Source organism: Sphingomonas sp. PAMC 26621 (genome assembly GCF_000251145.1).
In the GTDB taxonomy this organism is placed as follows: domain Bacteria; phylum Pseudomonadota; class Alphaproteobacteria; order Sphingomonadales; family Sphingomonadaceae; genus Sphingomonas.
Genome location: NZ_AIDW01000028.1, coordinates 1 through 25139 on the forward strand (window position 1 = coordinate 1; position 25139 = coordinate 25139).

32 protein-coding genes are annotated in these 25139 nt (G+C 67.6%); 13 read left to right on the forward strand and 19 right to left on the reverse strand.

Annotated features, from left to right (window positions below; all coding sequences use genetic code 11):
• Nucleotides 1-134: 134 nt before the first annotated feature.
• The 9 genes from RI03_RS15360 to hisB all read right to left on the reverse strand — a co-directional run bounded on the left by RI03_RS15360 (nt 135) and on the right by hisB (nt 5998).
• Complete coding sequence (locus RI03_RS15360) at nt 135-1643, reverse strand: amino acid permease (protein ID WP_238542401.1); 1509 nt, start codon at nt 1641-1643, stop codon at nt 135-137.
• Nucleotides 1644-1787: 144 nt separating this feature from the next.
• Nucleotides 1788-2165 (reverse strand): histidine triad nucleotide-binding protein, encoded by a 378-nt coding sequence (locus tag RI03_RS15365; RefSeq protein WP_010218423.1) that lies wholly within the window; start codon nt 2163-2165, stop codon nt 1788-1790.
• Nucleotides 2166-2175: 10 nt separating this feature from the next.
• Nucleotides 2176-2499, reverse strand: a complete 324-nt coding sequence (locus RI03_RS15370) for a phosphoribosyl-ATP diphosphatase (RefSeq protein WP_010162268.1) — start codon at nt 2497-2499, stop codon at nt 2176-2178.
• Nucleotides 2500-2531: 32 nt separating this feature from the next.
• Nucleotides 2532-2705 carry a hypothetical protein gene (locus tag RI03_RS24105; protein WP_170318383.1) on the reverse strand — a complete coding sequence of 58 codons (174 nt, stop codon included), beginning with the start codon at nt 2703-2705 and terminating at the stop codon, nt 2532-2534.
• Between the two features lie 143 nt (nt 2706-2848).
• On the reverse strand, nt 2849-3616 hold the full coding sequence (hisF, locus tag RI03_RS15375; protein WP_010218427.1) for an imidazole glycerol phosphate synthase subunit HisF: 768 nt from the start codon (nt 3614-3616) through the stop codon (nt 2849-2851).
• 145 nt (nt 3617-3761) lie between these two features.
• Entirely contained in the window at nt 3762-4496 is a 735-nt protein-coding gene (gene hisA, locus RI03_RS15380) for a 1-(5-phosphoribosyl)-5-[(5-phosphoribosylamino)methylideneamino]imidazole-4-carboxamide isomerase (RefSeq protein ID WP_010218429.1), read from the reverse strand.
• A complete protein-coding gene (gene hisH / locus RI03_RS15385; RefSeq protein WP_010218431.1) occupies nt 4493-5098 on the reverse strand; it encodes an imidazole glycerol phosphate synthase subunit HisH in 606 nt (201 codons plus the stop codon). Before hisH ends, hisA begins: the two co-directional genes overlap by 4 nt.
• Entirely contained in the window at nt 5095-5409 is a 315-nt protein-coding gene (locus RI03_RS15390) for a YciI family protein (protein WP_010218434.1), read from the reverse strand. Before RI03_RS15390 ends, hisH begins: the two co-directional genes overlap by 4 nt.
• Nucleotide 5410: 1 nt before the next feature.
• Entirely contained in the window at nt 5411-5998 is a 588-nt protein-coding gene (hisB, locus tag RI03_RS15395; RefSeq protein ID WP_010218437.1) for an imidazoleglycerol-phosphate dehydratase HisB, read from the reverse strand.
• Between the two features lie 71 nt (nt 5999-6069).
• Here hisB and RI03_RS15400 point away from each other — a divergent pair, with 71 nt between their 5' ends.
• From RI03_RS15400 to gmk, 4 genes are all read left to right on the forward strand, one after another.
• Nucleotides 6070-6552 (forward strand): SspB family protein, encoded by a 483-nt coding sequence (locus tag RI03_RS15400; protein WP_010162262.1) that lies wholly within the window; start codon nt 6070-6072, stop codon nt 6550-6552.
• A 46-nt stretch (nt 6553-6598) separates the two neighbouring features.
• Nucleotides 6599-7984: a class II fumarate hydratase gene (gene fumC / locus RI03_RS15405; RefSeq protein WP_010218438.1), complete on the forward strand. Its 1386-nt coding sequence runs from the start codon at nt 6599-6601 to the stop codon at nt 7982-7984.
• Nucleotides 7985-8069: 85 nt separating this feature from the next.
• Nucleotides 8070-8291, forward strand: a complete 222-nt coding sequence (locus RI03_RS15410) for a hypothetical protein (protein ID WP_010218439.1) — start codon at nt 8070-8072, stop codon at nt 8289-8291.
• Between the two features lie 47 nt (nt 8292-8338).
• Nucleotides 8339-8995 carry a guanylate kinase gene (gene gmk / locus RI03_RS15415; protein ID WP_026046762.1) on the forward strand — a complete coding sequence of 219 codons (657 nt, stop codon included), beginning with the start codon at nt 8339-8341 and terminating at the stop codon, nt 8993-8995.
• Between the two features lie 156 nt (nt 8996-9151).
• On the opposite strand, the gene RI03_RS15420 is transcribed toward gmk, so the two are convergent.
• The 6 genes from RI03_RS15420 to crcB all read right to left on the reverse strand — a co-directional run bounded on the left by RI03_RS15420 (nt 9152) and on the right by crcB (nt 13041).
• Complete coding sequence (locus RI03_RS15420) at nt 9152-9844, reverse strand: ATP12 family chaperone protein (RefSeq protein ID WP_010218441.1); 693 nt, start codon at nt 9842-9844, stop codon at nt 9152-9154.
• On the reverse strand, nt 9841-10062 hold the full coding sequence (locus RI03_RS15425) for a hypothetical protein (protein WP_010162256.1): 222 nt from the start codon (nt 10060-10062) through the stop codon (nt 9841-9843). Before RI03_RS15425 ends, RI03_RS15420 begins: the two co-directional genes overlap by 4 nt.
• Entirely contained in the window at nt 10059-10736 is a 678-nt protein-coding gene (locus tag RI03_RS15430) for an HAD-IA family hydrolase (protein ID WP_010218442.1), read from the reverse strand. The genes RI03_RS15425 and RI03_RS15430 overlap by 4 nt, the downstream gene beginning before the upstream one ends.
• 52 nt (nt 10737-10788) lie before the next feature.
• A complete protein-coding gene (locus tag RI03_RS15435) occupies nt 10789-11388 on the reverse strand; it encodes an FMN-binding negative transcriptional regulator (RefSeq protein ID WP_010218443.1) in 600 nt (199 codons plus the stop codon).
• Between the two features lie 160 nt (nt 11389-11548).
• Nucleotides 11549-12670 (reverse strand): RluA family pseudouridine synthase, encoded by a 1122-nt coding sequence (locus RI03_RS15440; RefSeq protein WP_010218445.1) that lies wholly within the window; start codon nt 12668-12670, stop codon nt 11549-11551.
• Nucleotides 12667-13041, reverse strand: coding sequence for a fluoride efflux transporter CrcB (crcB, locus tag RI03_RS15445; RefSeq protein WP_026046763.1), 375 nt, complete (start codon nt 13039-13041; stop codon nt 12667-12669). The genes RI03_RS15440 and crcB overlap by 4 nt, the downstream gene beginning before the upstream one ends.
• A gap of 158 nt (nt 13042-13199) precedes the next feature.
• On the opposite strand from crcB, the gene RI03_RS15450 reads away from it, so the two are divergent.
• The 3 genes from RI03_RS15450 to RI03_RS15460 are packed head-to-tail and all read left to right on the forward strand — an operon-like array spanning nt 13200 to nt 14431.
• A complete protein-coding gene (locus tag RI03_RS15450) occupies nt 13200-13424 on the forward strand; it encodes a hypothetical protein (protein WP_010162250.1) in 225 nt (74 codons plus the stop codon).
• Nucleotides 13425-13475: 51 nt separating this feature from the next.
• On the forward strand, nt 13476-14156 hold the full coding sequence (locus RI03_RS15455; RefSeq protein ID WP_010218446.1) for an EI24 domain-containing protein: 681 nt from the start codon (nt 13476-13478) through the stop codon (nt 14154-14156).
• Entirely contained in the window at nt 14153-14431 is a 279-nt protein-coding gene (locus RI03_RS15460) for a hypothetical protein (protein WP_010218447.1), read from the forward strand. The genes RI03_RS15455 and RI03_RS15460 overlap by 4 nt, the downstream gene beginning before the upstream one ends.
• 148 nt (nt 14432-14579) lie before the next feature.
• On the opposite strand, the gene queG is transcribed toward RI03_RS15460, so the two are convergent.
• Nucleotides 14580-15764 (reverse strand): tRNA epoxyqueuosine(34) reductase QueG, encoded by a 1185-nt coding sequence (queG, locus tag RI03_RS15465; protein ID WP_010218448.1) that lies wholly within the window; start codon nt 15762-15764, stop codon nt 14580-14582.
• A gap of 36 nt (nt 15765-15800) precedes the next feature.
• Between queG and RI03_RS15470 the strand changes: the two genes are divergently transcribed.
• The 4 genes from RI03_RS15470 to msrB all read left to right on the forward strand — a co-directional run bounded on the left by RI03_RS15470 (nt 15801) and on the right by msrB (nt 19830).
• Nucleotides 15801-16724, forward strand: a complete 924-nt coding sequence (locus tag RI03_RS15470) for an ABC transporter ATP-binding protein (RefSeq protein ID WP_010218449.1) — start codon at nt 15801-15803, stop codon at nt 16722-16724.
• Nucleotides 16721-17980 carry an ABC transporter permease gene (locus RI03_RS15475; RefSeq protein ID WP_010218450.1) on the forward strand — a complete coding sequence of 420 codons (1260 nt, stop codon included), beginning with the start codon at nt 16721-16723 and terminating at the stop codon, nt 17978-17980. The genes RI03_RS15470 and RI03_RS15475 overlap by 4 nt, the downstream gene beginning before the upstream one ends.
• A 31-nt stretch (nt 17981-18011) precedes the next feature.
• Complete coding sequence (locus RI03_RS15480; RefSeq protein ID WP_010218451.1) at nt 18012-19259, forward strand: cytochrome P450; 1248 nt, start codon at nt 18012-18014, stop codon at nt 19257-19259.
• Between the two features lie 79 nt (nt 19260-19338).
• A complete protein-coding gene (gene msrB / locus RI03_RS15485; RefSeq protein WP_010218452.1) occupies nt 19339-19830 on the forward strand; it encodes a peptide-methionine (R)-S-oxide reductase MsrB in 492 nt (163 codons plus the stop codon).
• 168 nt (nt 19831-19998) lie between these two features.
• Here msrB and RI03_RS15490 read toward each other — a convergent pair whose 3' ends face one another.
• Both RI03_RS15490 and RI03_RS15495 read right to left on the reverse strand, forming a co-directional pair.
• Nucleotides 19999-20787 carry an SDR family oxidoreductase gene (locus RI03_RS15490; RefSeq protein ID WP_010218453.1) on the reverse strand — a complete coding sequence of 263 codons (789 nt, stop codon included), beginning with the start codon at nt 20785-20787 and terminating at the stop codon, nt 19999-20001.
• A gap of 212 nt (nt 20788-20999) precedes the next feature.
• The gene (locus RI03_RS15495) at nt 21000-22145 is read right to left on the reverse strand and encodes an acyl-CoA dehydrogenase family protein (protein WP_010218454.1); all 1146 of its coding nucleotides are present in this window, start codon (nt 22143-22145) and stop codon (nt 21000-21002) included.
• Between the two features lie 157 nt (nt 22146-22302).
• On the opposite strand from RI03_RS15495, the gene RI03_RS15500 reads away from it, so the two are divergent.
• Complete coding sequence (locus tag RI03_RS15500; RefSeq protein ID WP_010218456.1) at nt 22303-23136, forward strand: SDR family NAD(P)-dependent oxidoreductase; 834 nt, start codon at nt 22303-22305, stop codon at nt 23134-23136.
• Nucleotides 23133-24563: an MFS transporter gene (locus RI03_RS15505; RefSeq protein WP_010218457.1), complete on the forward strand. Its 1431-nt coding sequence runs from the start codon at nt 23133-23135 to the stop codon at nt 24561-24563. The genes RI03_RS15500 and RI03_RS15505 overlap by 4 nt, the downstream gene beginning before the upstream one ends.
• A 38-nt stretch (nt 24564-24601) precedes the next feature.
• On the opposite strand, the gene RI03_RS15510 is transcribed toward RI03_RS15505, so the two are convergent.
• On the reverse strand, nt 24602-25048 hold the full coding sequence (locus RI03_RS15510) for a hypothetical protein (protein WP_010218458.1): 447 nt from the start codon (nt 25046-25048) through the stop codon (nt 24602-24604).
• Nucleotides 25049-25139 lie beyond the last annotated feature (91 nt).

A 25139-nucleotide genomic window follows, 5' to 3' on the forward strand; every position in this document is an offset into this window, starting at 1 on the left:
GTCTCGCAGAGAGCTTTGCCCTGCTGTACTGCCCCACCCCCAACCCCTCCCCTGAAGGGGAGGGGCTTGAGACAGAAACACAAAAAAGGCCGGGGATCGCTCCCCGGCCTTTTTTGTATCCAACGCTGGCTGCCTTACCGCAGGTGCGGAGGGCTTACCGGTTCGCGGTCATCATCGTCGAGGCCCTTGGCAAGCCGCGAATTGTGCATGCCGTACGCGAAGTACAGAATGATCGCCGCCAGCGTGTACCAAGCGAAGAACACCAGCACGCGAGTCTCGACCGTGAAGATCAACGCGATGCACGCGACGATCCCGAAGGCCGGCACCACCGGGTAGAGCGGCACACGGAAGCCGCGCGGGATCTCAGGGTGCGTCCGCCGCAGCCAGATGACCGATAGGCAGACGATCGCGAAGGCCGCCAACGTCCCCACCGAGGTCATGTCCCCAAGCGTGTTGATGTCGAAGAACGCTGCTGCCACCGCAGTGATTAGGCCGACGAGCAACGTGTTGACCCACGGTGTCTTGAACTTGGCATGGACCGTCGCGAAAACGCGCGGAAGCAAGCCGTCGCGCGCCATCGTGTAGAAGATGCGCGTCTGGCCGTACATCAGCACGAGCACGACCGAGGTGAGGCCAACAATCGCGCCCGCCTTTACCAGCTTGGCGAACCACGCCCACTGCGGGCCAAGCGCATCGACCGCGACCGCAACGGGATCCGGCACGTCGAGCGTCTTGTAGTTAACGATCAACGTCATCACGATCGAGACCAGAATGTAGATCGCGGTGCAGACGAACAGCGATCCGAGCAGACCGATCGGCATGTCCTTCGCGGGGTTCTTGGCTTCCTGTCCCGCGGTCGAGACCGCCTCGAAGCCGATGTAGGCGAAGAACACGATCGACGCAGCGCGCAGGATGCCACCCCAGCCGAACTCGCCCTTGTCGCCGCTGGCGGGCGGGATGAAGGGCTGCCAGTTGGACTTGAGCGTGTCGAAGTGTGCGATCACGAACGCACCGCAAATGATGATGAAGGCGATGATCACGGTCAGCTTGATCGCGACGATCACGTTGTTGACCTTGGCACTCTCCGACACGCCGATGATCAGCAACGCAGTCATCGCCCCGCAGATCAGGAAGGCGGGCAGGTTGAACAGATAGGTCAGCGGCGCGCCGTTGACGATCACCGGGACAAGCTCGCCTCCCACTGCATGCTTGACGACATGGCCGGTCGGGCCGGTCAGCTCGACCGGAATGACGAGCCCGAAGTCACCGAGGAGGCTGACCACATAGCCCGCCCAGCCGACTGCAACGACCGAGGCGGCGAGACCATATTCGAGCAGCAGCAGCGCGCCCATGATCCACGCTGCGAACTCGCCGATAGTCGTGTAGCTATAGGTATAGGCCGAGCCAGAGACGGGCAGCGTCGAGGACAATTCGGCATAGCACAATCCGGCGAGCGCGCAGACGAAGCCCGCGATCAAGAACGAGATCAGCACCGCAGGACCGGCATGAAGCGCGGCGGCATTGCCGGTCCGGACGAAGATGCCCGCGCCAATGATGCAACCGATGCCGAGGAACACCAGGTTCCATGGGCCGAGCGTGCGCTTGAGTTGGCTGGTCTGCGTCTCGCGTTGTACTTGCTCCACGGTTTTTCGCAGAAGCATACGGTTGAGAATACCCGTAGTGGGCTGTGTCGCCATTCGAAAAGTCCCCGGGGGGCCGGTCAGCGCCGGCGTAAAAGATGGATCGACCGGAAACCTAACCGCAAATCAGCGACACGCAATCCCCCTTTAACGCAGCAGCATCGGCCCGAGCGCACAGCCGGCGAAGATGTGGACGTGCAGATGCGGAACTTCCTGCAGCGAATCGGGTCCGGCGTTCGCGAGCAGGCGGTAGCCGCTCGTCACCAGCCCCGCGTCGCGCGCGACGGTGCCGACCGCGCGGACGAAGCCCGCGATCTCCGCGTCGGTGCCGCGCGCGCTGAAATCGTCCCACGAGACATAGGCGCCCTTGGGGATCACCAGGATGTGCGTCGGCGCCTGCGGGTTGATGTCGGGAAAGGCGATCGCGAAAGCGTCCTCGTACAGGCGCTTCGCCGGAATCTCGCCGCGCAGGATCTTGGCGAAGATGTTCTGGTCGTCATAGGGTAGCGTTGCGTCGACGGGCATGATGCTCTCCTCAAGGATTGGCGCGCGCGGCCTTTTCGGCAATTCCGGACATGCCTTCGCGGCGCGCGATCTCGGCGCGGACGTCGTCGAGCGAGACGTCGCAATCCGCCAGCAGCACGAGCAGGTGGAACACGAGGTCGCTCGCCTCGCCGACCAGTGCCGCTCTGTCCTCGGTCAGCGCGGCGATGACGGTCTCGACCGCTTCCTCGCCGACCTTCTGCGCGATCTTCCTGCGGCCCTTGCCGAACAGGCTGGCGGTATAGGAGGTCGCGGGATCGGCACCCTTGCGGGCAAGGATCGTCGCGGCGAGCGTATCAATGGGGTCTTCGGCCATGCGGTCCGGGCTGGCGCAGTTGCGCTTTCGCGTCAATCCTTGGGCGGGCGCTTGGTGAAGCGTTTGCGCAAAGCGCGGCGGACGACGAACACGCCGAACGCCGCGAGCACGAACAGCGCGATGTCGGAAAGCGCAGGGCCGGTGCGCGGGGTGGCGACGCCGCTGTGCGGGGTGAAGGTCGCGTTCAGGCCCGATGGCATCGTCACGAGTAAAGCTACAAATGCCGCACCACCCCGGCGGAGGCCGCCGCCCAATAGCGCAGGTTCGTGAAACCAGGGACGCCACCCTGATACCAGCCGCTTGGCCGTCGGCCCCCGGCCTTCGCCGGGGTGGTTCCGCGACGGAGGCCTCACGCCACCGGCCGCCGCACCGGGATACCCGCCGCCGCGAGCGCGGCATGCGCGTCGGCGATGCTCGCCTCGCCGAAGTGGAAGATCGACGCCGCGAGCACCGCGCTCGCATGCCCTTCGGCAATCCCGGCGACGAGATCGCCAAGCCCGCCGACCCCACCGCTCGCTACCACCGGCACGCGGACCTGGTCCGCGATCGTGCGGATCAGCGCGAGATCATAGCCACCCCGCGTCCCGTCGCGATCCATCGAGGTGACGAGCAACTCCCCTGCCCCGAGCTCCGCCAGCCGCAGCGCATGTGCGACCGCGTCGATCCCGGTCGCGCGTCGGCCGCCGTGGGTGAACACCTCCCACCCGTCCGCGACGCGCCGCGCATCGACCGAGGCGACGACGCACTGGCTGCCGAACCGGTCCGCCATTTCGCCGACCAGCTCGGGCCGCGCGACCGCCGCGCTGTTGACCGCGACCTTGTCCGCACCCGCGAGCAGCAGCGCGCGCGCATCCTCGACCGAGCGCACCCCGCCGCCGACGGTGAGCGGCATGAAGCACACCTCCGCGGTGCGCCGCACGACGTCGAGGATCGTCCCGCGCGCCTCATGGCTCGCGGTGATGTCGAGGAAGCAGAGTTCGTCCGCGCCCGCCGCATCATAGGCGCGCGCCTGCTCGACCGGGTCGCCCGCATCGCGGAGTTCGACGAAGTTGACGCCCTTGACGACGCGGCCGTTCGCGACGTCGAGGCAGGGGATGACGCGTGCTCGGACGGTCATCTTCTCCCTCTCCCCGCTGGCGGGGAGAGGGCAAGCGAGCGAAGCGACGCGCGGGAGAGGGGCATACCAGCAGCGCTGCGCTCGATACTGCCCCTCTCCCCGGCCCTCTCCCCGCAAGCGGGGAGAGGGAGAAAACCCACCCCCCTCACGCCGCCTTCGCCACGGCCAGCGCCGCCGCCAGATCGAGCCGGCCGTCGTACAACGCCCGTCCCGTGATCACGCCCTCGACCCCATCCCGGTTATGCAGCGCAAGCACATGGATCTCGGCAATCCCCTTGACGCCCCCGCTCGCGATCACCGGGATCCGCACGTTCCGCGCGAGATCGACCGTCGCCTCGACGTTGCAGCCCTTGAGCATCCCGTCGCGCCCGACGTCGGTGAACAGCAACGCCGCGACGCCCGCATCCTCGAACCGTCGCGCCATGTCGATCACCTCGACGCTCGAGACATCCGCCCAGCCCTTGGTCGCGACGAACCCGTCGCGCGCATCGACCGCGACGACGATCCCGCCCGGGAAGTCGCGCGCGGCCTCGCGCACCAGCTCGGGGTTCTCGAGCGCCGCCGTCCCGATCACGACGCGCGACACGCCGAGGTCGAACCAGCGCTCGATCCCCGCCCGGTCGCGGATCCCGCCGCCCAGTTGCACATGCCCCGGAAATTGCGAAACGATCGCGCGCACAGCCTCGCCATTGACCGATTCCCCCGCGAACGCGCCGTCGAGGTCGACGACGTGGAGATGCTCCGCGCCGGCTTGCGCGAACACCATCGCCTGCGCGGCGGGGTCGTCGCCATAGACCGTCGCGCGGTCCATATCGCCCTCGGCGAGGCGGACGACCTGGCCGGCCTTGAGGTCGATGGCGGGGAAGACGATCAGGCTCATGGTTTCCAGCTCAAGAAGCGGGTGAGAAGGTCGAGCCCATAACGCTGGCTCTTTTCGGGGTGGAATTGCACGCCGAGCATATTGTCACGCCCGATCGCGGCGGTGACCGGCCCGGCATGGTCGGTCCCCGCGATCACATCCGCCCCGTCATACGCGAAGGAGTGGAGGAAATACGCCTCACCGGGGACGATCAGCGGATGCGCGACGCTCGGCACCACGTCGTTCCAGCCCATGTGCGGCACCTTGGCGGCGGGATCGGCGGGCGCGAGATGGCGGACCGTGCCGCGCATCCAGCCAAGCCCGGCATGAGTCCCGAGTTCCTCCCCGATCTCCGCCATCAACTGCATTCCGACGCAAATCCCGAGGAACGGCACGCCCTCCCCCCGCACGCGCCGTTCGAGCGCCTCGACCATCCCGTCCACCGCGCGGAGCGCCGCCGCGCATGTGCCGAACGCACCGACGCCCGGCAGGACGATCCGATCGGCCTTTGCCACCGCTGCCGGGTCGGCGGTGACGAGAATATCCAGCGCCCCTGCCGCCTTCAGCGCATTGGCGACCGAATGAAGGTTGCCCGCGCCATAATCGATCAGCGCGAGCGTCATGCCAGCAACGCCACGATCTCGGGCGCGGCGAAGCTCGCGTTGAACTGGATCACGCGCGTGGTCGCGACCCCGCTCGTAACGAACGGATCGGTCGCGGCGAGCGCCTCCGCCTCGGCCTTTTGCCCCCGCGCGACGATCACCCCGCCGGTACGCGGGTTTTGCCGTCCGGCGACGAGGAACACACCTTCCGCGAACCCCTTCTCCAGCCACGCGACGTGATGCGGCATCTGCGCATCGATCGCCTCGACCGATTCGCCATAATCGAGCAGGATCAGGCACAACGGACCGTCGGCGCGAAACCCGCCCGCCATCTCAGAGCGTTCCCTTGGTGCTGGGAATCGCATCCGCCTTGCGCGGGTCGATCTCGACTGCCTCGCGCAACGCGCGCGCAACGCCCTTGAACGCGGCCTCGGCGATGTGATGATTGTTGCTGCCGTACAGCGTCTCGATGTGCAGCGTGACCCCCGCGGTCTGCGCGAACGAATGGAAAAAATGTTCGAACATTTCCGTATCCATCTCGCCCAGGCGCTTCTGCGAGAATGCGGTCTTCCACACGAGATACGGCCGGCCCGAAATGTCGATCGCGACGCGCGTCAGCGTCTCGTCCATCGGCGACAGCGCGTCGGCATAGCGGCGGATCCCGCGCTTCTCGCCCAGCGCCTTGAGCACCGCCTCGCCGATCGCGAGCCCGGTATCCTCCACCGTATGATGTTGATCGATATGAAGATCGCCGACCGTCTTGATATCCATGTCGATCAGCGAATGGCGCGAGAGCTGTTCGAGCATGTGATCGAAGAAGCCGACCCCGGTGGAAACGGCGTAGCGACCAGTGCCATCGAGGTTGACGGTGACGTCAATCGAGGTTTCGCTGGTGCGGCGGGAGATCGTGGCGGTGCGCATCGCCTTCCCATAACGGTTCTTTACACCCGTGCAATCTTGACCCGAAAGCAAAGGGCGCTACCCAAGGGCAGATGAGTGATGGTCTTCCCGATAGCCTGATTCCCTATGACGATATCGTCCAGGAAGCGCTGCGTGCCGTGGTGGGCCGCGTCCTCGGTTCGGTTGCCGAAAGCGGCGGATTGCCGGGCGAGCACCATTTCTACATCACCTTCAAGACCCAGGCCCCCGGCGTCGACATTCCGACCCGGCTGATGGAGCGCTTCCCCGACGAGATGACGATCGTCATGCAGAACCGTTATTGGGATCTGCTGGTCGACGAGACGAAGTTCTCGGTGGGCTTGAGCTTCAACCAGGTGCCGTCGAAGCTGGTGATCCCCTATTCGGCGATCACCGGGTTCAGCGATCCCGCGGTCAATTTCGAGCTGCGCTTCCAGGCGGCGGAAGGCCCCGAAGGCCCCGAACCGCACGAGGAAGCCGAGAATGACGGCCCGACCGCAACCCCGATCGAGGACGGGTCGAACGTCGTCGCGGTGGATTTCAAGCGCAAGAAATAAGCCCTCCGGTCCCCGCTGATGGGAGCGGGGGCAATGGAGACTGGCGATGACCGACACCCGTACCGAAACCGATTCGCTCGGCCCCGTCGAGGTTCCGGCGAGCGCCTATTGGGGCGCGCAGACACAGCGCTCGATCGAGAATTTCCCCTTCCCCGCGACCGAGCGGATGCCGCTCGCGATCGTCCACGCGCTCGGAATCGTGAAACAGGCCGCCGCGCGGGTGAACCGCGCGCACGGGCTTCCCGCGGACATTGCCGAACAGATCGAATCGGCCGCCGCCGAAGTCGCGGCGGGTACGCTCGACGATCAGTTCCCGCTGGTCATCTGGCAGACCGGGTCGGGCACCCAGACCAACATGAACGTCAACGAGGTGATCACCGGGCGCGCCAACGAGCAACTGACCGGCACACGCGGCGGCAAGACACCGGTCCACCCCAATGATCACGTCAACAAGAGCCAGTCGTCGAACGACAGCTTCCCGACCGCGCTGCATATCGCCGCGTCGATCGGCGTGACCCAACGCCTCTTCCCCGCGCTCGACCGCCTGCATGCAGCACTCGACGCCAAGGCACGCGCCTGGAGCGGGATCGTCAAGATCGGGCGGACGCATCTGCAGGATGCGACGCCGGTCACGCTCGGGCAGGAATTCTCGGGCTACGCCAACCAATTGTACCGCTGCCGTCGGCGGATCGACCCGGCGGTGACGCATGGCACCAACCGGCTCGCGCAGGGCGGGACCGCGGTCGGCACCGGGCTCAACGCGCCGGAAGGGTTCGCGCGCGACATCTGCCTGGTGATTTCGGAGATCACCGGCCTGCCGTTCCACCCCGCGCAGAACCCGTTCGAGGCGCTCGCGTCGAACGATCCGATCGTGCAATTGTCGGGGACGCTCAATACGCTCGCGGTCGCGCTGACCAAGATCGCCAACGACATCCGCCTGCTGGGCTCCGGCCCGCGTTCGGGGCTAGGCGAGCTGCACCTGCCCGAGAACGAGCCGGGCAGCTCGATCATGCCGGGCAAGGTCAACCCGACCCAGTGCGAGATGCTGACGATGGTCGCCGCCCAAGTGATCGGCAACCATCAGGCGATCACGATCGGGGGCTTGCAGGGGCATCTCGAACTCAACGTGTTCAAGCCGATGCTCGGCGCGGCGCTGCTCCGCTCGATCGATCTGCTCGCAGTCGCGATGGAGAGCTTCGCGGAGCGCTGTGTCGAGGGGATCGAACCCGACGAGACGCGAATCGCCGAGCTGGTCGACCGCTCGCTGATGCTCGTCACCGCGCTCGCGCCCGAGATCGGCTATGACAATGCCGCGAAGATCGCCAAGCATGCGCATCACGAGGGGCTGACGCTGCGCGCGGCGGGGGTCGCGCTCGGGCTGGTGGACGAGGCGATGTTCGACCGGCTGGTGCGGCCCGAGACGATGGTCTGATCGCGCGGTGTTCCGGCGCAGGCCGGAACCCATTTGGAACCAACGTCGCGCCCGAACGCTACCGCTCCCGACAAAGGAGACTATCATGAGCGTAACGAGCCTCATCGGCGCCGCCATCGGCGCAGCCATCGACGGGTCCAGCGGCGACGACAGCAGCATCGACGGTGCGCTTGAGGGTGCAATCGCGGCCAAGGTGATCACCGCGATCATTCCGCTCGCGCTCACCTTCGCGACCGGCTGGTTCGTCCTGCGCGGCATCGGCAAGCTCAAGGATGGCGTGTTCGGCACGGATGCCGCGCAGCGCTGAACGTCGGATGGGTTGACGCATACCCCGTGCCCGCGCCACTAGCGGGCATGCCCGACCATCGTTCTTCCCAGCCCAAGAGCTTCAAACGCCGCGGACTGATGTTCGTCCTGTCCTCGCCTTCGGGCGCAGGCAAGTCGACGATCGCCAATCGCCTGCTCAGGGAAGAGCACAACAAGCTCAAGATGTCGGTGTCCTACACGACCCGCCCGATGCGAAAAGGCGAAGTCGAAGGCAAGGACTATCATTTCGTCGATAAGGAAACCTTCCGTCACATGGCGGAGGACGACCAGTTCCTCGAATGGGCGCGCGTGTTCGACGAGCGCTACGGCACCCCGCGCGACACCGTGTTCAAGGATCTCGAGAACGGACAGGACATTCTGTTCGACATCGACTGGCAGGGAGCGCAGCAATTGTTCCAGCTCGCGGGCGGCGACGTGGTGCGCGTGTTCATCCTGCCGCCCGGTCTGAAGACGCTGCGCGACCGGCTCGAGAAGCGCGCGACCGATTCGCAGGAGGTCATCGACCGCCGCATGGACCGCGCGCTCGCCGAGGTGAGCCATTGGGACGGCTATGATTACGTGCTGGTCAACGACGACCTCGATGACTGTTACGAGTGCGTCCAGACCATTTTGACCGCGGAACGGCTGAAGCGCTCGCGGCAGCGCGGGATGATCGGGTTTATTCGCCGACTGCCGGAAAAGTAAGAACGGTTTGGGCGAGGGGTATCCTCTCCCCCATCCCGTCATTCCCGCATAGGCGGGAATCCATTAGCACCGTCCGACGTATTCTGCGCCGTCAGCCAGGTATGGATCCCCGCCTCCGCGGGGATGACGGGCAAGGGGGCGGCGTAGCCAGCGGCGTCAGCCCCCCAGCAACTCCAGCATCTGCACGCCGCCACCGTAATCGCGCTGCCGCGCCGCGATCCCGGCCTCGGCGAGCGGATCGCGCCCCCAGCGTTCCGCCTGATACTCCTCGTCGAGCGTCACCGCGTCCCACACCTGTTCCGGAGTCGCGGCCTGCTCGGCCAGCGCCAGCGCCGCGATCAGCGAGCCCCCGATCGTCACCACCGGCGACAGCGCCGCCAGCGTGAACGCATCGCGTGCCGCAATCGCCTCCGCCAGCCGCGCCAGCGTCAGCGGCGGCTGCGCGCGGTGCAAGATTCCCGTCGCGACCTCGATATGCACGTCGTAGCGCGCACGCGCCCAGTCGAGCAGCGGATCCCATGCCGCCGCCTGTCGCGCGACCAGATCCGCGGGTGAATCTGCGCGGTAACAGAGCAGGTCGCTCTCGCCATACTGCGCGAGCCCCGCCGCGAAGAGCGCGGGGTCCGCGCCGACCCGGTCGATCGCGGCATTGCCCAGCCCGGTCAGCGGCATCGCGCGCGGGTCGATCTCCGCCCCCTCCTCGACCGAACGCCATTCTTCCGCAACGGCTTCCGCCAGTGCCGCGGTCGGCAGCGTCAGCGGCACGCGCCCCGGCGTGCGGAGCGGACGGTCGTCGAGTCGGATCCCGCGCTCGGCATCGACCGCGACCTCTTTCCAGAACCGCTTCATGGTTGCTCCGGGCTCCGCCAGCGCCGCGCGAGCGCGCGCGGGACGATCGCAATCAGCAACAGCGCGGAAATCACCAGCGCGGTGCCGATCGCCTTGGGCACGGTCGAATCGCCGCGCGCGATCAGGATCAGCCCGAGCAACGCGCCCGCCACCCCCAGCAGCCGCGTGCCGATCATCGTGAAATAGCGGTTGCGCGCGGTGGTATCGGGGTCGGTCATCGGGGCTCCATCAATCCGGGGAGCGACGCGACGGTCTGCGCGACCGCATGCGCGCCCGCGTCGGTGAGTTCCTCCGCCGGGTGATAGCCCCACGCCACCCCCAGCGCGCGAGTCCCCGCCGCGCGTGCCATCAACATGTCGTAGCTCGTATCGCCGATCATCACGGTCGTCTCGGGCACCGCGCCCGCATCCGCCATCGCGGTCTCGATCATCGAGGGATGCGGCTTGGACGGATGCCGGTCGGCGGTCTGGAGCGTGATGAAATGCGCGGCGATCCCGTGATGCGCGAGGATATGCGCAAGGCCCCGGTCGGACTTGCCGGTCGCGACGCCGAGCTTCCAGCCATCCGCCGCGAGCTGGTCGAGCACATCGAGGATGCCGTCGTACAGCGGCTCCGCGCTCATCGCGCCCGAGGTCCGCATCTTGAAGAACGCCGCCTTGTAATCGTCGGCCAGGCTGCGGTGCAGCGCAGCGTCGCCCTCGGGCAGCAGCATCTGCATCGCCTCGACCAGGCTCAGCCCCACGATCCGACGGATCGCCGTGCGATCGGGCGCGACGAGCTTTGCGCCGGTGAACGCTTCCTCGACTGATCGGCAGATATTGTCCTGGCTGTCGACCAGCGTGCCGTCGCAATCGAACAGCGCGAGGCGGGCGGGGGAGAATATTCTTGTCATGATAAGCTTCCTTCCCCGCCGAAGGGCGCAAGGGGATGCGACGCTAGGTGCATCATGCGTTCCGCATCCAATGCGCGATCCCGCGACGGCCCGCCGCCTCGATCCCGTCCGCCGCCGCCAAGCGCGCCGCTTCCGGCTTGTTCTGCCCGAGCTTCGTCGTGCCTCGCCACGCCTGCACGGTGAGCGTGAACCCGATGATCCCGCGCGTCATTCGGTCGAACAGCGCCGGGTCCATCTTCGCGCGGGTCCACGGCGTCTTGGGCGCGAGCCGATCCTCCTGCAGCGCCGACACCCGGTCGACCTGATCGACCAGCCCGTCGTGGTCGAGCCTTGCCATGCGGCCTTCCAGTTCGACCGCGACGTAATTCCACGTCGGCACCTGATCGGGGCCGAGGCCGTACCAGTCGGGGCTCACATAACCGTCCGGCCCCTGCACCACGAAAAGCCCCGTCGCGCCGTCGAGATGCCGCGCGATGCCGTTGCCGCGCGCGACGTGGAAGGCAAGCGTGTCGTCATCGCGCCAGACCACCGGAATATGCGCCACGCGCGGACCGTCCGGCGTTGCCGCGAACAGCGTGCCAAACCCGAGTTCGCCCACGAGCGCGCGCATCGCGGTGCGATCCTCCCAGCGAAAGGCCGGATCGGGATGCATCAGCCGAACGGTGCCTGCGCAGCCGCGCACACCATCCCGTCACCCCGGCCTCGTGCCGGGGTCCACCGTGCAGCTCGTCCAACGGCTCCGGCGAAAGGTTCAGCGGTGGCCCCCGGGACAAGCCCGGGGTGACGGTCGATCGTAACCCGTCCGATCCCGCTCACGTCGCCGAACCGCGCCGCCGCCGTTCGCCCTTGCGATCCTTGCGGTAGGTCTTGGCGTGCTGGCGCGCTTGCTGCTTCTTGACCTCGCGGCTCGGCGGCGGGGGCGATTCGAGCGGCATCATGTTGCCGAGCATCTCGTCGAACCCGAGCTGCTTGAGGCTCTCGGAGAAATGCGTCGGCAGTTCGGCCTGGACGTCGATCGCGCCGCCATCGGGGTGGTCGATCCGGATCCGGCGCGAGTGCAGATGCATCTTGCGCGAGATGTTGCCGGTCAGGAACGCAGCCTGCCCGCCGTACTTGCCGTCACCGACGATCGGATGCCCGATCGCTGCGAGATGGACGCGCAACTGGTGCGTGCGCCCGGTGTGCGGGATCAGCTCGAGCCACGCGGTGGTCGTCCCCGCCATCTCGATCACGCGGTAGCGCGTGCGGGCGGGGCTGCCCTCCTTCTCGTCGACGTGCATCTTCTCGCCGCCGGTGCCGGGCTGCTTGGCGATCGGCAGTTCGATCATCCCGTCCTCAATCGACGGCACGCCGACGACCAGCGCCCAATAGGTCTTCCGCGCAGTGCGCGAGGAGAAGGACTTGGAGAAATACGCCGCCGCGCGCGCGGTCCGCGCGATCAGCAGCGCGCCCGACGTGTCCTTGTCGAGCCGGTGGACCAGCTTGGGGCGGCCCTCCAAGTCGTCCTGCAACGCATCGAGCAGGCCGTCGACATGCTCGATCGTCTTGGTCCCGCCCTGCGTCGCGAGGCCGGGGGGCTTGTTGAGGACGATCGCCTGCGCATCGCGGTGGATCACCATTTCGCGCGCGAAGGTAATCTCGTCGTCGCTCAGCGGCGGACGCTCGCGCTTGACCGGGGCGTCGACGCGCACCGGCTCGGCCGGGGGCACGCGGATCGCCTGGCCGGCGACGACATGGTCGCCCGGCTTGGCGCGCGCGCCATCGACGCGGAGCTGCCCGGTGCGCGCCCATTTGGCGACCGTGGTATAGCTCGTGTCGGGCAGATGCCGCTTGAACCAGCGATCGAGCCGGATCCCGTCATCGTCGGCACCCACGCTGAACTGGCGGACGTCGCTGGTGGCCTTGCTGGGTTTTTCGGGAGTTTTCGTGGTCATGCTGCGATCCGGGTAAGCCAGAGGCCGGCGAACAGCGCCAGCACCGCGCCGAGGACCGACGCAAGGACATAGCCGAGCGCGGTCATCCACGCATCGCGCTCGACCATCGTCACGACCTCGAGCGAGAAGGAAGAAAAGGTTGTAAAGCCGCCGAGAACCCCGACGCCGAGCAACAGCCGCGTATTCTCGGTGCCGCCGACGCGCGCGAGCACGCCCATCAGCACGCCCATCGCGAACCCGCCGATGAGGTTGACCGCAAGCGTGCCGTACGGAAAGAGCGGGCCGAACGCGGCGACCGCGCCACGCCCGACGAGATAGCGCGCCGCGGTGCCGACAGCACCGCCCGCCATGACAAGAAATAGCTGAACCATTGCGGCTGCGTTAGCGCGGAATGACGCCTTCGTCACCCCGGCAGCGGAACGCGGGGTCAGGCGCCGTCTTTCGCGACCGGATCGCCGTCGATCCCGACCCGCGACCGGACGTTGCCCTTGCGCAACCATTCCCCATTCATCATGTTGCCGGGATGGGTATGATCGTAAATATCGTTTCGGTTCTGTGCGGGCTGTGCGCGCTGCCGGTCGCGCTCGTCGGACTGATCCCCTTCTTCGGGATCGCCAATTATCTCGCGATCCCGATCGCGGTCGTCGGCGTGGTGCTCGGCTTGCTGTCGGGGCACAGGAGCGGGCGCAACTTCAATATCTTCGTCCTGATCGTCGCGGTCGTCCGCCTGATGCTCGGCGGCGGGCTGATCTGACGCGACGGGACCGCAATTCCTGTCGCGGCGGATCTGCGCTAGACGCTGCCCATGTTGCGTGCCTTCCTCCTGTCGCTCGGCCAGCTTGGCGACCGCAAGATTCTTGCGGTGTTCGTCAAGTCGCTCCTCGTCACCGTCCTGCTGATCGCCGTGCTTGGCGCAGCGCTGTGGTATGTTGCAGCACGGCTTGCCGCGCGCTGGGGATGGGATTCGACCGCGGGCGGGCTGCTCGGCGCAGCGGCGTTGCTCGCGGCGTTCGGGCTGAGCTGGCTGCTGTTCCGCGCGATCGCGATCGGGGTGATGGGCGCGTTCGCGGATGACGTCGTGATCGCGGTCGAGGCGCGGCATTATCCCGCAGCCCTCGCGACCGCGCGCAACGTCTCGACCGCGCGCGGGATCGGGCTCGGGCTGCGCTCGGCGGGCCGCGCGATCCTCGTCAACCTCGCGCTCGCGCCGATCTATGTCGCACTGCTCGTCACCGGGGTGGGCACGTGGCTGCTGTTCTTCCTCGTCAACGGCTGGTTGCTCGGGCTCGACCTCGGGCAGATGGTCGCGGCGCGCCACATCCCGTCTGCGCTGATGCGAGACTGGCGCAAGACCGGTGCGGTCGAGCGGTTCGCGCTGGGGGTTGCGGGGACCGCGCTGTTCATGGTTCCGGTGCTCAACCTGTTCGCGCCGATCCTCGGCGCGGCGATGGCGACGCATCTGTTCCACGAAGGACGTTCCGCATGACAAAACTCGCCGGATCCGCGATTGCGCTGGCGCTGCTCGGCGGCTGCGTGTCGGCGACGCCCAGCGTCCAGACCTCGCGCGCGCCGCTGATCCCGATTCCCGCCGGGACCGGGCTCGGCCAGGTCGTCGGCGCGACCGCGGCGAGCCTGACGCGGATGTTCGGCACGCCGCTCGCCGACGTGCGCGAGGGCACCGCGCGCAAACTCCAGTTCAGCAACGCGACCTGCGTGTCGACACGTATCTCTACCCCAAGGGCAATGGCGAGCCGGTGGTGACCTATCTCGACACGCGCCAGACCGACGGCTCGCCGATCGACCGGGCGAGCTGCGTGGGGGCGTTGCAGATCGGGCGGCGGAAGTAGAGGGGGCGGAGGAAGCGTTTAGAGGGCGGCCTTCTTCTTGCCCCTCCCCTTCAGGGGAGGGGCTAAGTAAGGCGCTCCAGCGCCCATGCCGCTGCTTCCGCCACCACCGGATCCGGGTCATCGAGCAACGCCCGCACCGGCCCCGCCAGCCCGGCATCCCCGCTGTTCCCCGCCGCGATCAGGCAGTTGCGCATCATACTGTTGCGCCCGATCCGCTTGATCGGCGAGCCCGAGAAGACCTGCCGGAACCCCGCATCGTCGAGCGCGAGCAGATCCCCCAGCGCGGGCGCGACCAGCTCCGCGCGCGGCAGGAACGCGCGGTTCGCCGCCGCGCTTTCGGCGAACTTGTTCCACGGGCACACCGCGAGGCAATCGTCGCAGCCGTAGATCCGGTTGCCGATCGCGGCGCGGAATTCGTGCGGGATCGGCCCCGCATGTTCGATCGTCAGATACGAAATGCACCGCCGCGCATCGAGCCGATACGGCGCGGGGAAGGCATCGGTCGGGCAGGCGCGCTGGCACGCGTCGCACGATCCGCAACGGTCGATGACGCGGGCTGCGGCGCCAACTTCCCCCTCCTGCTTCCCCGGCGAAGGCCGGGGCCCAGTAGTGATGTCGCTGGATATCAAGCGCTGCGCTTCGCCATGATCGGCCCGCGACTGGGCCCCGGCCTTCGCCGGGGAAGCGAGAGAGGTGGCGAACACTTCCGCCTCGAGCGTCGTATAGATCGCCCCCAGGAACAGCCACGAGCCGTGCTCGCGGCTGACCAGATTGGTATGCTTCCCCTGCCACCCCAGCCCCGCCGCCGCCGACAGCGGTTTTTCCATCACCGGCGCGGTATCGACGAACACCTTGAGGTCGGTTCCCGGCACTTCCGCCACCAGCCAGCGCGCGAGCGCCTTGAGCGCGCGCTTGACCACGTCGTGATAATCGCCCCCCTGCGCATAGACCGAGATCCGCCCGATCCCGCCCTCCCCCGCCAGTGCGAGCGGGTCGGTCTTGGGCGCATAGCTCATCCCCAGCGCGATCACGCTGCGCACTTCGGGCCACAGCGACGCGGGCGTCTGGCGCTGATGCGCGCGCTCCTCCATCCAGATCATCCCGCCGTGCAGCCCGGCATCGAGCCATTCGCGCAGCCGCGCGGCAGTCTGCGGTGCGGCATCGGCGCGCGTGACCCCGCAGGCGACGAAGCCGAATTCGGCAGCCTTCGCCTGAAGCCTTTGCAACAGCGTCTTGTCTTCCTGCATCACACCCCGCTACCACGGGGACGGCTATCGGGGGAATTGGCGTTGGGGCAGGAACGCGCGGTAGACGCATCGGGGCTGGTCAAGCTGTTCGGCGGGCGACGCGTCGTCGACGGCGTCGACATCGTCGTGCCGAAGGGCGCGATCTACGGGGTGCTCGGGCCGAACGGCGCGGGCAAGACGACGACGCTGCGGATGCTGCTCGGGATCATCGAACCCGACGCGGGAAGCCGCACGCTGCTCGGGCATGATCGCCCGCGCGAGGTGAGCGACCGGGTCGGCTATCTCCCCGAGGAACGCGGGCTTTATCCCGCGATGCGCGCCAAGGATGCGATCGCTTTCATGGGCGCGCTGCGTGGGCTCGATCTCAAAACCGGGCGCAAGCGCGCGGTCGGGCTGCTCGAGGCGGCGGGGCTCGGCCATGCGGTCGACACGCGGATCCGCAAATTGTCCAAGGGGATGGCGCAACTCGTCCAGTTGCTCGGCTCGGTCGTCCACCAGCCCGACCTGCTCGTGCTCGACGAACCCTTTTCGGGGCTCGACCCGGTCAACCAGGAACGGCTCGAGGCGCTGATCCTCGCCGAACGCGACCGTGGCGCGACCGTGCTGTTCTCGACGCACGTAATGGCGCACGCCGAACGCCTGTGCGACCGGCTCGCGATCATCGCGGGGGGCAAGCGCCGGTTCGAGGGGACGGTCGCCGACGCGCGCGCGCTGCTCCCGATGCGCGCGCTCTACACGCCGACGCGCGACGACCCCGGCGTCGCCGCGCATCTTCCCGCCGATGCCGAGCATGTCGGCGATGGCTGGCGCTTCACCGTTCCCGACGACGGGGTCGAGCGCGTGCTCGCCACGCTGATCGCCGCGGGGCATGGCATCTCGGGCCTGTCGATCGAGCGGCCGTCGCTCCACGACGTGTTCGTCAAGGTCGTCGGCAAGGCCGCGCTGGAGGGCAAGCAATGAGCCGGTTCCGCATCCTGCTCCGCCAGATCTGGACGATCGCGCGGCGCGACTTCGTCGCAACGGTGTTCACGCCGACCTTCCTGATCTTCCTGCTCGCGCCGGTGGTGATGGGGTCGTTCGGCGCGATCGGCGGGCTTGGCGCGGATGCCGCGCAAAAGGGCGCGGACGCCAAGACGCGGATCGTCGCGATCGTCGACCCGGCACGCAGCGCCGATATCGCCGCGCTCGACCTGCGGTTGCGGCAGCTCTACCGCAACCCGGACGAGGCACCGCCGCTGCTCCAGACCGAAGCGCCGGGCGCCGACCCGGCCGCGCAGGCGCGCGCGCGGTTCGACGACACCCGAATCGATGTCGTGGCGGTGCTCTACGGCCCGCTCGCCACGCCGCAGGTGCTCCACACGCCGACGAGTGCCCGCGCGGGCGACTATCTCGCCGCGCTTGCCGAGCAGATGCTGCGCGCCGACCGCAGCGGCGTGGCTCCGCTCAGCACCGTAACCAAGACGATCGTCTCCCGGCGCACCTCGTCGCTGCGCGGCGCGAACGCCTCCGGCTTCTTCGCGGTGTTCGCCTTGTTCTTCCTCACGCTGCTGCTCGCGGGGCAGGTCGTCAGCGGGGTCGCGGAGGAGCGTGGCAACAAGGTGATCGAGGTGCTCGCCGCCGCGGTCCCGCTCGAATCGGTGTTCTTCGGCAAGCTGCTCGGCACGTTCGGGGTCGCGGTGCTGTTCCTGCTGTTCTGGGGCACGCTGCTCAGCCAGGCGACGCTGCTGCTGCCGCCGACCTTCGCGACGGGCCTTTCCGGGCTAACCCCGACGATCGGCCTGCCGCTGTTCACCCTGCTGTTCTTCGCCTATTTCACGATGGCGTACATGCTGCTCGGCGCGGTCTTCCTCGGGGTCGGCGCGCAGGCGGCGAGCGTCCGCGAAATCCAGTTGCTGTCGCTGCCGATCACGCTGATCCAGGTCGCGATGTTCGGGCTCGGCGCGGTCGCGGTGTCGAAGCCCGACAGCTGGATCAGCACCTTCGCCGCAATCTTCCCGCTCAGCTCGCCTTATTACATGGCGGGCCGCGCGGCGCAGTCGGCGAGCCTCGGCGTCCACGTGCTCGCCTTGCTGTGGCAGGCGCTGTGGGTCGCGATCTTCATCGCCATCGGGGTCCGCGCGTTCCGGCGTGGCGTGCTGCAATCGGGGAGCGGAAGCTTCCGCTGGAAGCGCCGCCGGGCCGTCCAAGAGAACGCTGTTGACATGGGTGTCAGTTAGAGGTTCTCTTCCCCAAAAAGGGAGAGAGCCTATGGCGACCGCAGCGATCGAGTCGGATTCCGTCAGCGTGATGCCGGTGGACCCTTTCGATGTCAGCCGACCCGAGCTGTACAGCGACGACCTGTGGCACGCGCCGTTCCGCGAACTCCGCGCGACCAGCCCGGTCCACCGTGTCGAACATTCGGACTTCGGGGCCTATTGGTCGGTGTCGAGCTACAAGCCGATCGTCGCGGTCGAATCGCTCCCCGATCTCTATTCCAGCCAGGCGGGTGGGATCACCATCGCCGATTTCATCGAGGATCGCGGCGACGTGAAGATGCCGATGTTCATCGCGATGGACCGGCCCAAGCACACCGGCCAGCGCCGCACGGTCGCCCCCGCCTTCACCCCTTCCGAAATGGTGCGGCTGACCGAAACCATCCGCGCGCGCACCGCCGAGATCCTCGACGGGCTCGACTGGAACACCCCGTTCGACTGGGTCGACCGCGTCGCGGTCGAGCTGACCACACAGATGCTCGCGATCCTGTTCGACTTTCCGTGGGCGGACCGGCGCAAGCTCACCTTCTGGTCGGACTGGGCGGGCGATGTCGAACTCGTCAAGACCGCCGAGCTGCGCGCGCAGCGGTTGCAGCACATGTATGAATGCGGCGGCTACTTCCAGAAACTGTGGAACGACAAGGTCGGCAAGGAACCGACGCCCGACCTGATCTCGATGATGATTCACTCCGACGCGATGGCGGAAATGGACCAGCTGGAGTTCCTCGGGAACCTGATCCTGCTGATCGTCGGCGGCAACGACACGACGCGCAACACGATGAGTGCGGTCGCCTACGGGCTCGACCAGTTTCCGGACTCGCGCGCAAAGCTGGAGGCCGACCCCGGCCTGATCCACAATGCGGTGCAGGAAATCATCCGCTGGCAGACCCCGCTCGCGCACATGCGCCGCACCGCCACCACCGATACCGAACTCGAAGGCCAGCGGATCGCCGCGGGGGACAAACTGATCCTCTGGTATATCTCCGCCAACCGCGACGAGAGCGTGTTCGAGGATGCCGACCGCATCCTGGTCGACCGGCCCAATGCGCGCCGTCACCTCGCCTTCGGGCACGGCATCCATCGCTGCGTCGGCGCGCGGCTGGCCGAGCTGCAGGTTTCGGTGCTGCTCGAGGAAATGGCGAAGCGGCGGATGCGGGTCAACATGCTCGGCGCGCCGGAGCGGGTCTCGGCATGCTTCGTCCATGGCTATCGCAAGCTGCCGGTGGAGATCACCCGCTATTGAGCTGCGTCCGCTTGGCGACGGGGCGCGTAGCTCCCACATGGGGTGTACCGGGCCCCGTTACCGAGCAGGACATTTTTCGATGCATGACCGCCGCCATTTCCTGACGCTTGCCGGATCGGGCGTCGCCGCCTTCGCGCTGTTCGGCTGCAAGGGCGCGACCGCGAGCCCGCCCGAGACGTTCGAAGTCACCCTCAGCGACGCCGCGTGGAAGAAAAAGCTGTCGCCCGCCGCCTATCAGATCCTCCGCCGCGAAGGGACCGAGACGCCCTATACGAGCCCGCTCAACAACGAGCATCGCGCGGGGACGTTTTCCTGCGGCGGCTGCGCACTGCCGGCATTTTCCGCCAAGACCAAGTTCGACAGCGGCACCGGCTGGCCGAGCTTCTGGGCACCGCTGCCGAACGCAGTACGGACCCGGGTCGACGGGTCGTTCGGCATGGCGCGGACCGAAGTCCATTGCCGCCGCTGCGGCGGGCATCTCGGGCATGTGTTCGACGACGGCCCGAAGCCGACCGGCAAGCGCTATTGCATGAACGGCGCAGGCATGACGTTCGCACCGGGCAAGGCATAACGGTCCAAACACACCGCTTGCCGACGGAGACGAGACTCCTGTGCCCTGCGAAGGCAGGCGCACAGGAGTCTTGCGAAACTGGAGACGGCATTTTGCTTGCCCCGGAGGGGGTAGTGCGGCGGCGTCCCCGGGGTCGGACTCCCCCGCCCCGGCGAAGCGCCGCAACCTTCAGGCGTCGATGCTCGTCCCGAGCGCGGCGTGGACCAGCCCGCCGTCGACCGTGATCGTGTCGCCGATCACATAGTCCCCCGCGCGGCTCGCGAGGTAGATCGCGGCACCCGCCATGTCCTCGTCGACGCCGATGCGCTTGGCGGGGATGCTCCGCGCGATCGCCTCGCCATGGTCGCGCGCGGCCTTGTTCATCTCGCTCGCGAACGCGCCCGGCGCGATCGAGGTGACGTTGATGTGGTCGGTCACAAGGCGCGCCGCCATCCGCTTGGTAAGATAGATCAGCGCCGCCTTCGACGCCTGATAGCTATAGGTCTCCCACGGGTTGAGCCGCTGTCCGTCGATCGAGGTGATGTTGATCACCTTGGCCGGGCGGCCTGCGCTCGCGGCGGCCTTGAGCGGTTCGTGGAGCGCCTGCGTCAGGAAGAAGGGCGACTTGACGTTGAGGTCCATCACCTTGTCCCAGCCCTTTTCCGGGAACGCCTCGAACGGCTCGCCCCACGCGGCACCCGCATTGTTGACGAGGACGTCGAGCCGGTCGGTATGTTCCGCCAGTTGCGCGGCGAGCGCCTTGCAGCCCGCGACGGTCGACACGTCCTGCGGCAGCGCGATGCAGTTTTCGCCCAGTTCCTTGGCGGTTTCGAAGCAGACTTCGGCCTTTCGCGCCGAAATATAGACGGTCGCGCCCTGCGCGATGAAGCCCGCCGCGATCATCTTGCCGATCCCGCGCGAGCCCCCGGTGACGAGTGCGATGCGGCCATCGAGCCGGAACAGGTTGGTCGTGTCCATTCTTCTTCTCCCTCTCCCGCTTGCGGGAGTTTTGTGGAACGGCGGGTCGGTCGGGTCCCCCGGACCCGACCTGCGGAATGCCGGGGGCATTCCGCTCCCGCCGTTCCACAAAACTGGCCGGGGAGAGGGCAGTCTCTCCACGACCCTATCGCTGGTTGTTGCCGGACTGCCCCTCTCCCCGACCCTCTCCCCGCAAGCGGGGAGAGGGAGATTTACCCCCCCCGCTTGATCGTCTCGCGCGCGATGATGATCTGCTGGATCTGGCTGGTGCCCTCGTAGATGCGGAACAGCCGGACGTCGCGGTACAGCCGCTCGATCCCGTAATCCGCGATATAGCCTGCACCGCCGAAGATCTGCACCGCGCGGTCGGCGACGCGGCCGACCATCTCGCTCGCATAATATTTAGCAACGGCGGATTCCATCACCACGTCCTTGCCCGCATCCTTCGCGGCGGCGGTCTCCAGCACCATCGCGCGCGCGACCAGCGCCTCGGTCTTCGAATCCGCGAGCATCCCCTGGATCAACTGATGCTCCGAAATCGGCTTGCCGAATTGCGTCCGGCTGGTCGCATAAGCGACGCAATCCGCGATCAGCCGCTCGGCGACGCCGACGCAGACCGCCGAAATGTGGAGCCGCCCGCGATCGAGCACGCGCATCGCGATCTTGAAGCCTTCGCCCTCCGCCCCGAGCCGGTTCTCCGCGGGCACGACGACATCGTCGAAATGGACGTCGGCGACCTTCGCGCCCTTCTGCCCCATCTTCTTCTCGGGCTCGCCGATGCTGACCCCGGCGAGATCGCGCGGGACGAGGAAGGCGGACACGCCGCGCGCGCCGGGCTGTTCGCCGGTGCGCGCCATCACGGTGAACAGGTCGGCCTTGTCAGCGTTGGTGATGTAGCGTTTCGTCCCCGACAGCCGATACGCCTGCCCGTCGAAGGTCGCGCGAGTCTTCACCGCGCCCGAATCGCTTCCGACTTCGGGCTCGGTCAACGCGAAGCTGGTGATGATCTCGCCGCTCGCGATGCGCGGGAGCCATGCCGCCTTCTGCTCGGGCGTTCCCGCCATCACGAGGCCCTGGCTGCCGATCCCGACGTTGGTCCCGAAGGTCGAGCGGAACGCGGGCGTAGTGCGACCGAGCTCGATCGCGACCTTTGCTTCCTCGAGCATCGTCAGCCCGAGCCCGCCATACGCTTCGTCGATCGACAGGCCGAACAGCCCCATCTCGCGCATGTCCTGCACGACGTCGGCGGGGATCGCGTCATCCGCCTCGACCTGCGCCTCGAGCGGGCGGAGCCGTTCGGCGACGAACCGGCGGACCGTGTCGATCAGCGCATCGAAGGTTTCGGGGTCGAGTGCCATGAATCCTCTCGCATCGTATCTGGGGGCGAAGTCGTGCCGACGGCGATGCCGCAAACCGCCGCCGCCCGCAAACCCGAAATTCCAAAATCATCATCAACGTGGCGCATTGACCAGCTAAACCCCCGTACTAGTATGACCAAAAGTACAGGAGAGCAGGATGCGTTTTGCGGGCAAGCGGGCCGTCGTCACCGGCGGGGCCTCGGGAATCGGCCGCGCAACCGCGCTTCGGCTGGCGCGCGAGGGTGCCGAGGTCTGGATCGGCGACATCGACGAGGCGGGCGGCGCGGAAGTCGCCGACACGTCGAACGGGCGAATCCACTTCCAGCGGACCGACGTGCTCCAGGCGGGTGAGATCGAGGCGCTGATGCACGCCGCCGATGCCGCGGGCGGGCTCGACGTGGTGTTCAACAATGCGGGCGCGGGCGGGTCGCGCGATTTGATCGATGCGATCTCGCCCGAGGATTGGGACCGGACGCAGGCGCTCTTGCTGCGCTCGGTCGCGCTCGGGATCCGCTATGCCGCGCCGTTGATGATCGCGCGCGGGCACGGCGGGGCGATCGTCAATACGGCGTCGGTGGCGGCGCTCCAGACCGGCGCGGCGCCGACCGCTTACTCGGTCGCCAAGGCGGGCGTGCTCCACCTCACCACGCTTGCCGCCGCCGATCTCGCGCAGCACCGGATCCGCGTCAATGCGGTGTGCCCGGGGTTCATCACGACCAACATCTTCACCTCCGCGCTCGGCATCGCAGGCGAGAAGCGCGATCTGGCGAACGGGATGATCGGCCAGGCGGCCGCGCAGGCGCAGCCGCTCCAGCGCGCGGGGACATCGGACGATATCGCGGCGGCGGTCGCCTATCTCGCAAGCGAGGATGCGTCGTTCGTCACGGGAACGCGGATCGTGGTCGATGGCGGGCTGACGATCGGCCCGCGGCACAGCTGGGACCCCAAGGCCCCCTCGATGTTCGCCGCGCTGGAGGCCTTCGCTTCGTGACGCCCCAGATCGTCGCGCCCCCCGCGCGACGCCTGTCGCTGCGCAGCCGCCTGTCGTTCGGGATCGGGTCGATCGCGTATGGCGTGAAGGACAATGGCTTCGCGACCTTCCTGCTGTTGTTCTACAATCAGGTGATCGGCCTGCCCGCCGCCTCGGTCGGGCTTGCGATCATGGCGGCGCTGGTGGTCGAGGCGTTCGTCGATCCGCTGGTCGGCTATCTCTCGGATCATACGCGCGGGCGGTGGGGCCGGCGGCATCCGTGGATGTACGCCTCGGCGCTGCCGGTCGCGATCGGCTGGCTGTTGCTGTGGAACCCGCCCGCTTTGTCGCAGGGCACGATGCTGCTGTACGTGTTCGGCAGCGCGTTGCTGGTGCGGGTCGCGCTGTCGATGTTCGAAATTCCGGGCGCGGCGCTGGGGCCCGAACTGACCGCGGATTATGACGAGCGGACGCGGTTGTTCTCCTACCGCTATCTGTTCGGCTGGGGTGGCGGGCTGGCGATGCTCGCGCTGGCGTATGGTGTGTTCCTTGTGCCCGATGCGACGCATCCGGTCGGGACGCTCAACGCGGATGGCTATTCCCGGATGGCGGTCGTGGCGGCGCTGGTGATGGCGACGTCGATCCTCGTCTCCTCGGTCGGGCTGCACCCGGAGATCCCGCGCCTGCCGCAGGTGCCGCGCTCGGACGAGACGTTCGCGGAGCATCTGCGCGATTTCGGGCGGACGGTGTGGAACCGCGGGTTCCTGTGGCTGATGGCGGCGGGGTTGTTCGCTTATACCGCGCAGGGGATCTCGTTCGCGCTCTCGCTGTACATGTACCAGTTCGTCTGGGTGTTCGCGCAAGGGGATTATAATTATCTGTCGATCGCGCTGATGGCGGGGGCGCTCGGCGCGTTCTTCCTCGCGCCCGCCTTGACGCGCGGCGGGGACAAGCCACGCAGCGCGATGGCGCTGTCCTTCTGCGCGGGGCTGTTGCTGACCGCGCCGTATCTGCTGCGGTTCGCAGGCGTGTTCCCCGAGCCCGGGTCGCCGCTGCTGCTCCCGGTGTTGCTGACGATCTTCGCCGCCAATACCGCGTGTGGGGTCTCGGCGTTCATCCTCGGTGCGGCGATGCTGTCCGACGTGGTCGAGGATTCGGAGGTCCGGACCGGCAAGCGCTCGGAGGGGGTGTTCTTCGCGGGCGGGTTCTTCGTGCAGAAGCTGGTCGGCGGGCTGGGCATCTTCGTCGCGGGGCGGATCCTGGCGTTCGCGGCGTTTCCGGCGGGGGCAAAGCCGGGGCTGGTGCCGGTCGCGACGATCGACCGGCTGACCGTGGTGTTCGTGGTGCTGGAGTTGGGGTTCTACGTCGCGGCGGGGCTATGCTACGCGCGCTTCCCGTTCGGGCGGGCGGAGCATGATGCGCGGTTGCGGGCGAGTTCGGCGGCGTAACCGCCGGGCACCCGCCGCGTTCTTACCGCCGGATAGCCCTAACCCGCAATCGGCCGGATGAACCCGGTCAGCGCCCAGCCCGACTTGCACGGCCCGGCATAAGGGCGGGGCGCGGCAATCGGGGCGGCGACGCCGCACTCCGATCCATCGGCGGGCACCACGACGACGCCCTGCCAGCGCTGGTCGAGCGAGCGCGTGCAGCGGAACACCCGCGTTCCCGCGCCGAGCCGCGCGACTTCGTCCGCCTCCGCGAAGGGGGCGGCGCGCAAGGGGAGATACGCCTCGCCGCCGGGCGACAGGTTGACGACCTCGCCCAGCCCCGCGCACGCCTGGAACGCGGAGCCGCCCTCGCCGATCTGGACCGGTTGTACGCCGGGCGCGGGCGCGGTGGTGTTGGTATCGTACAGGCCCGCATCGTTGCCGAATCCTCCGCCGGGCGAGCAGGCGGCAAGCAGCAGGCATAACGCCGTAGCGGTTCGGTTCATGGCAATGATTCCTAGCCCCGATCCAGCCGCTTGGCGAGCAGGATCGTGTTTCGCGGGGCTGTCGACAGGCCGCGAAATGGCAGTCACCGCG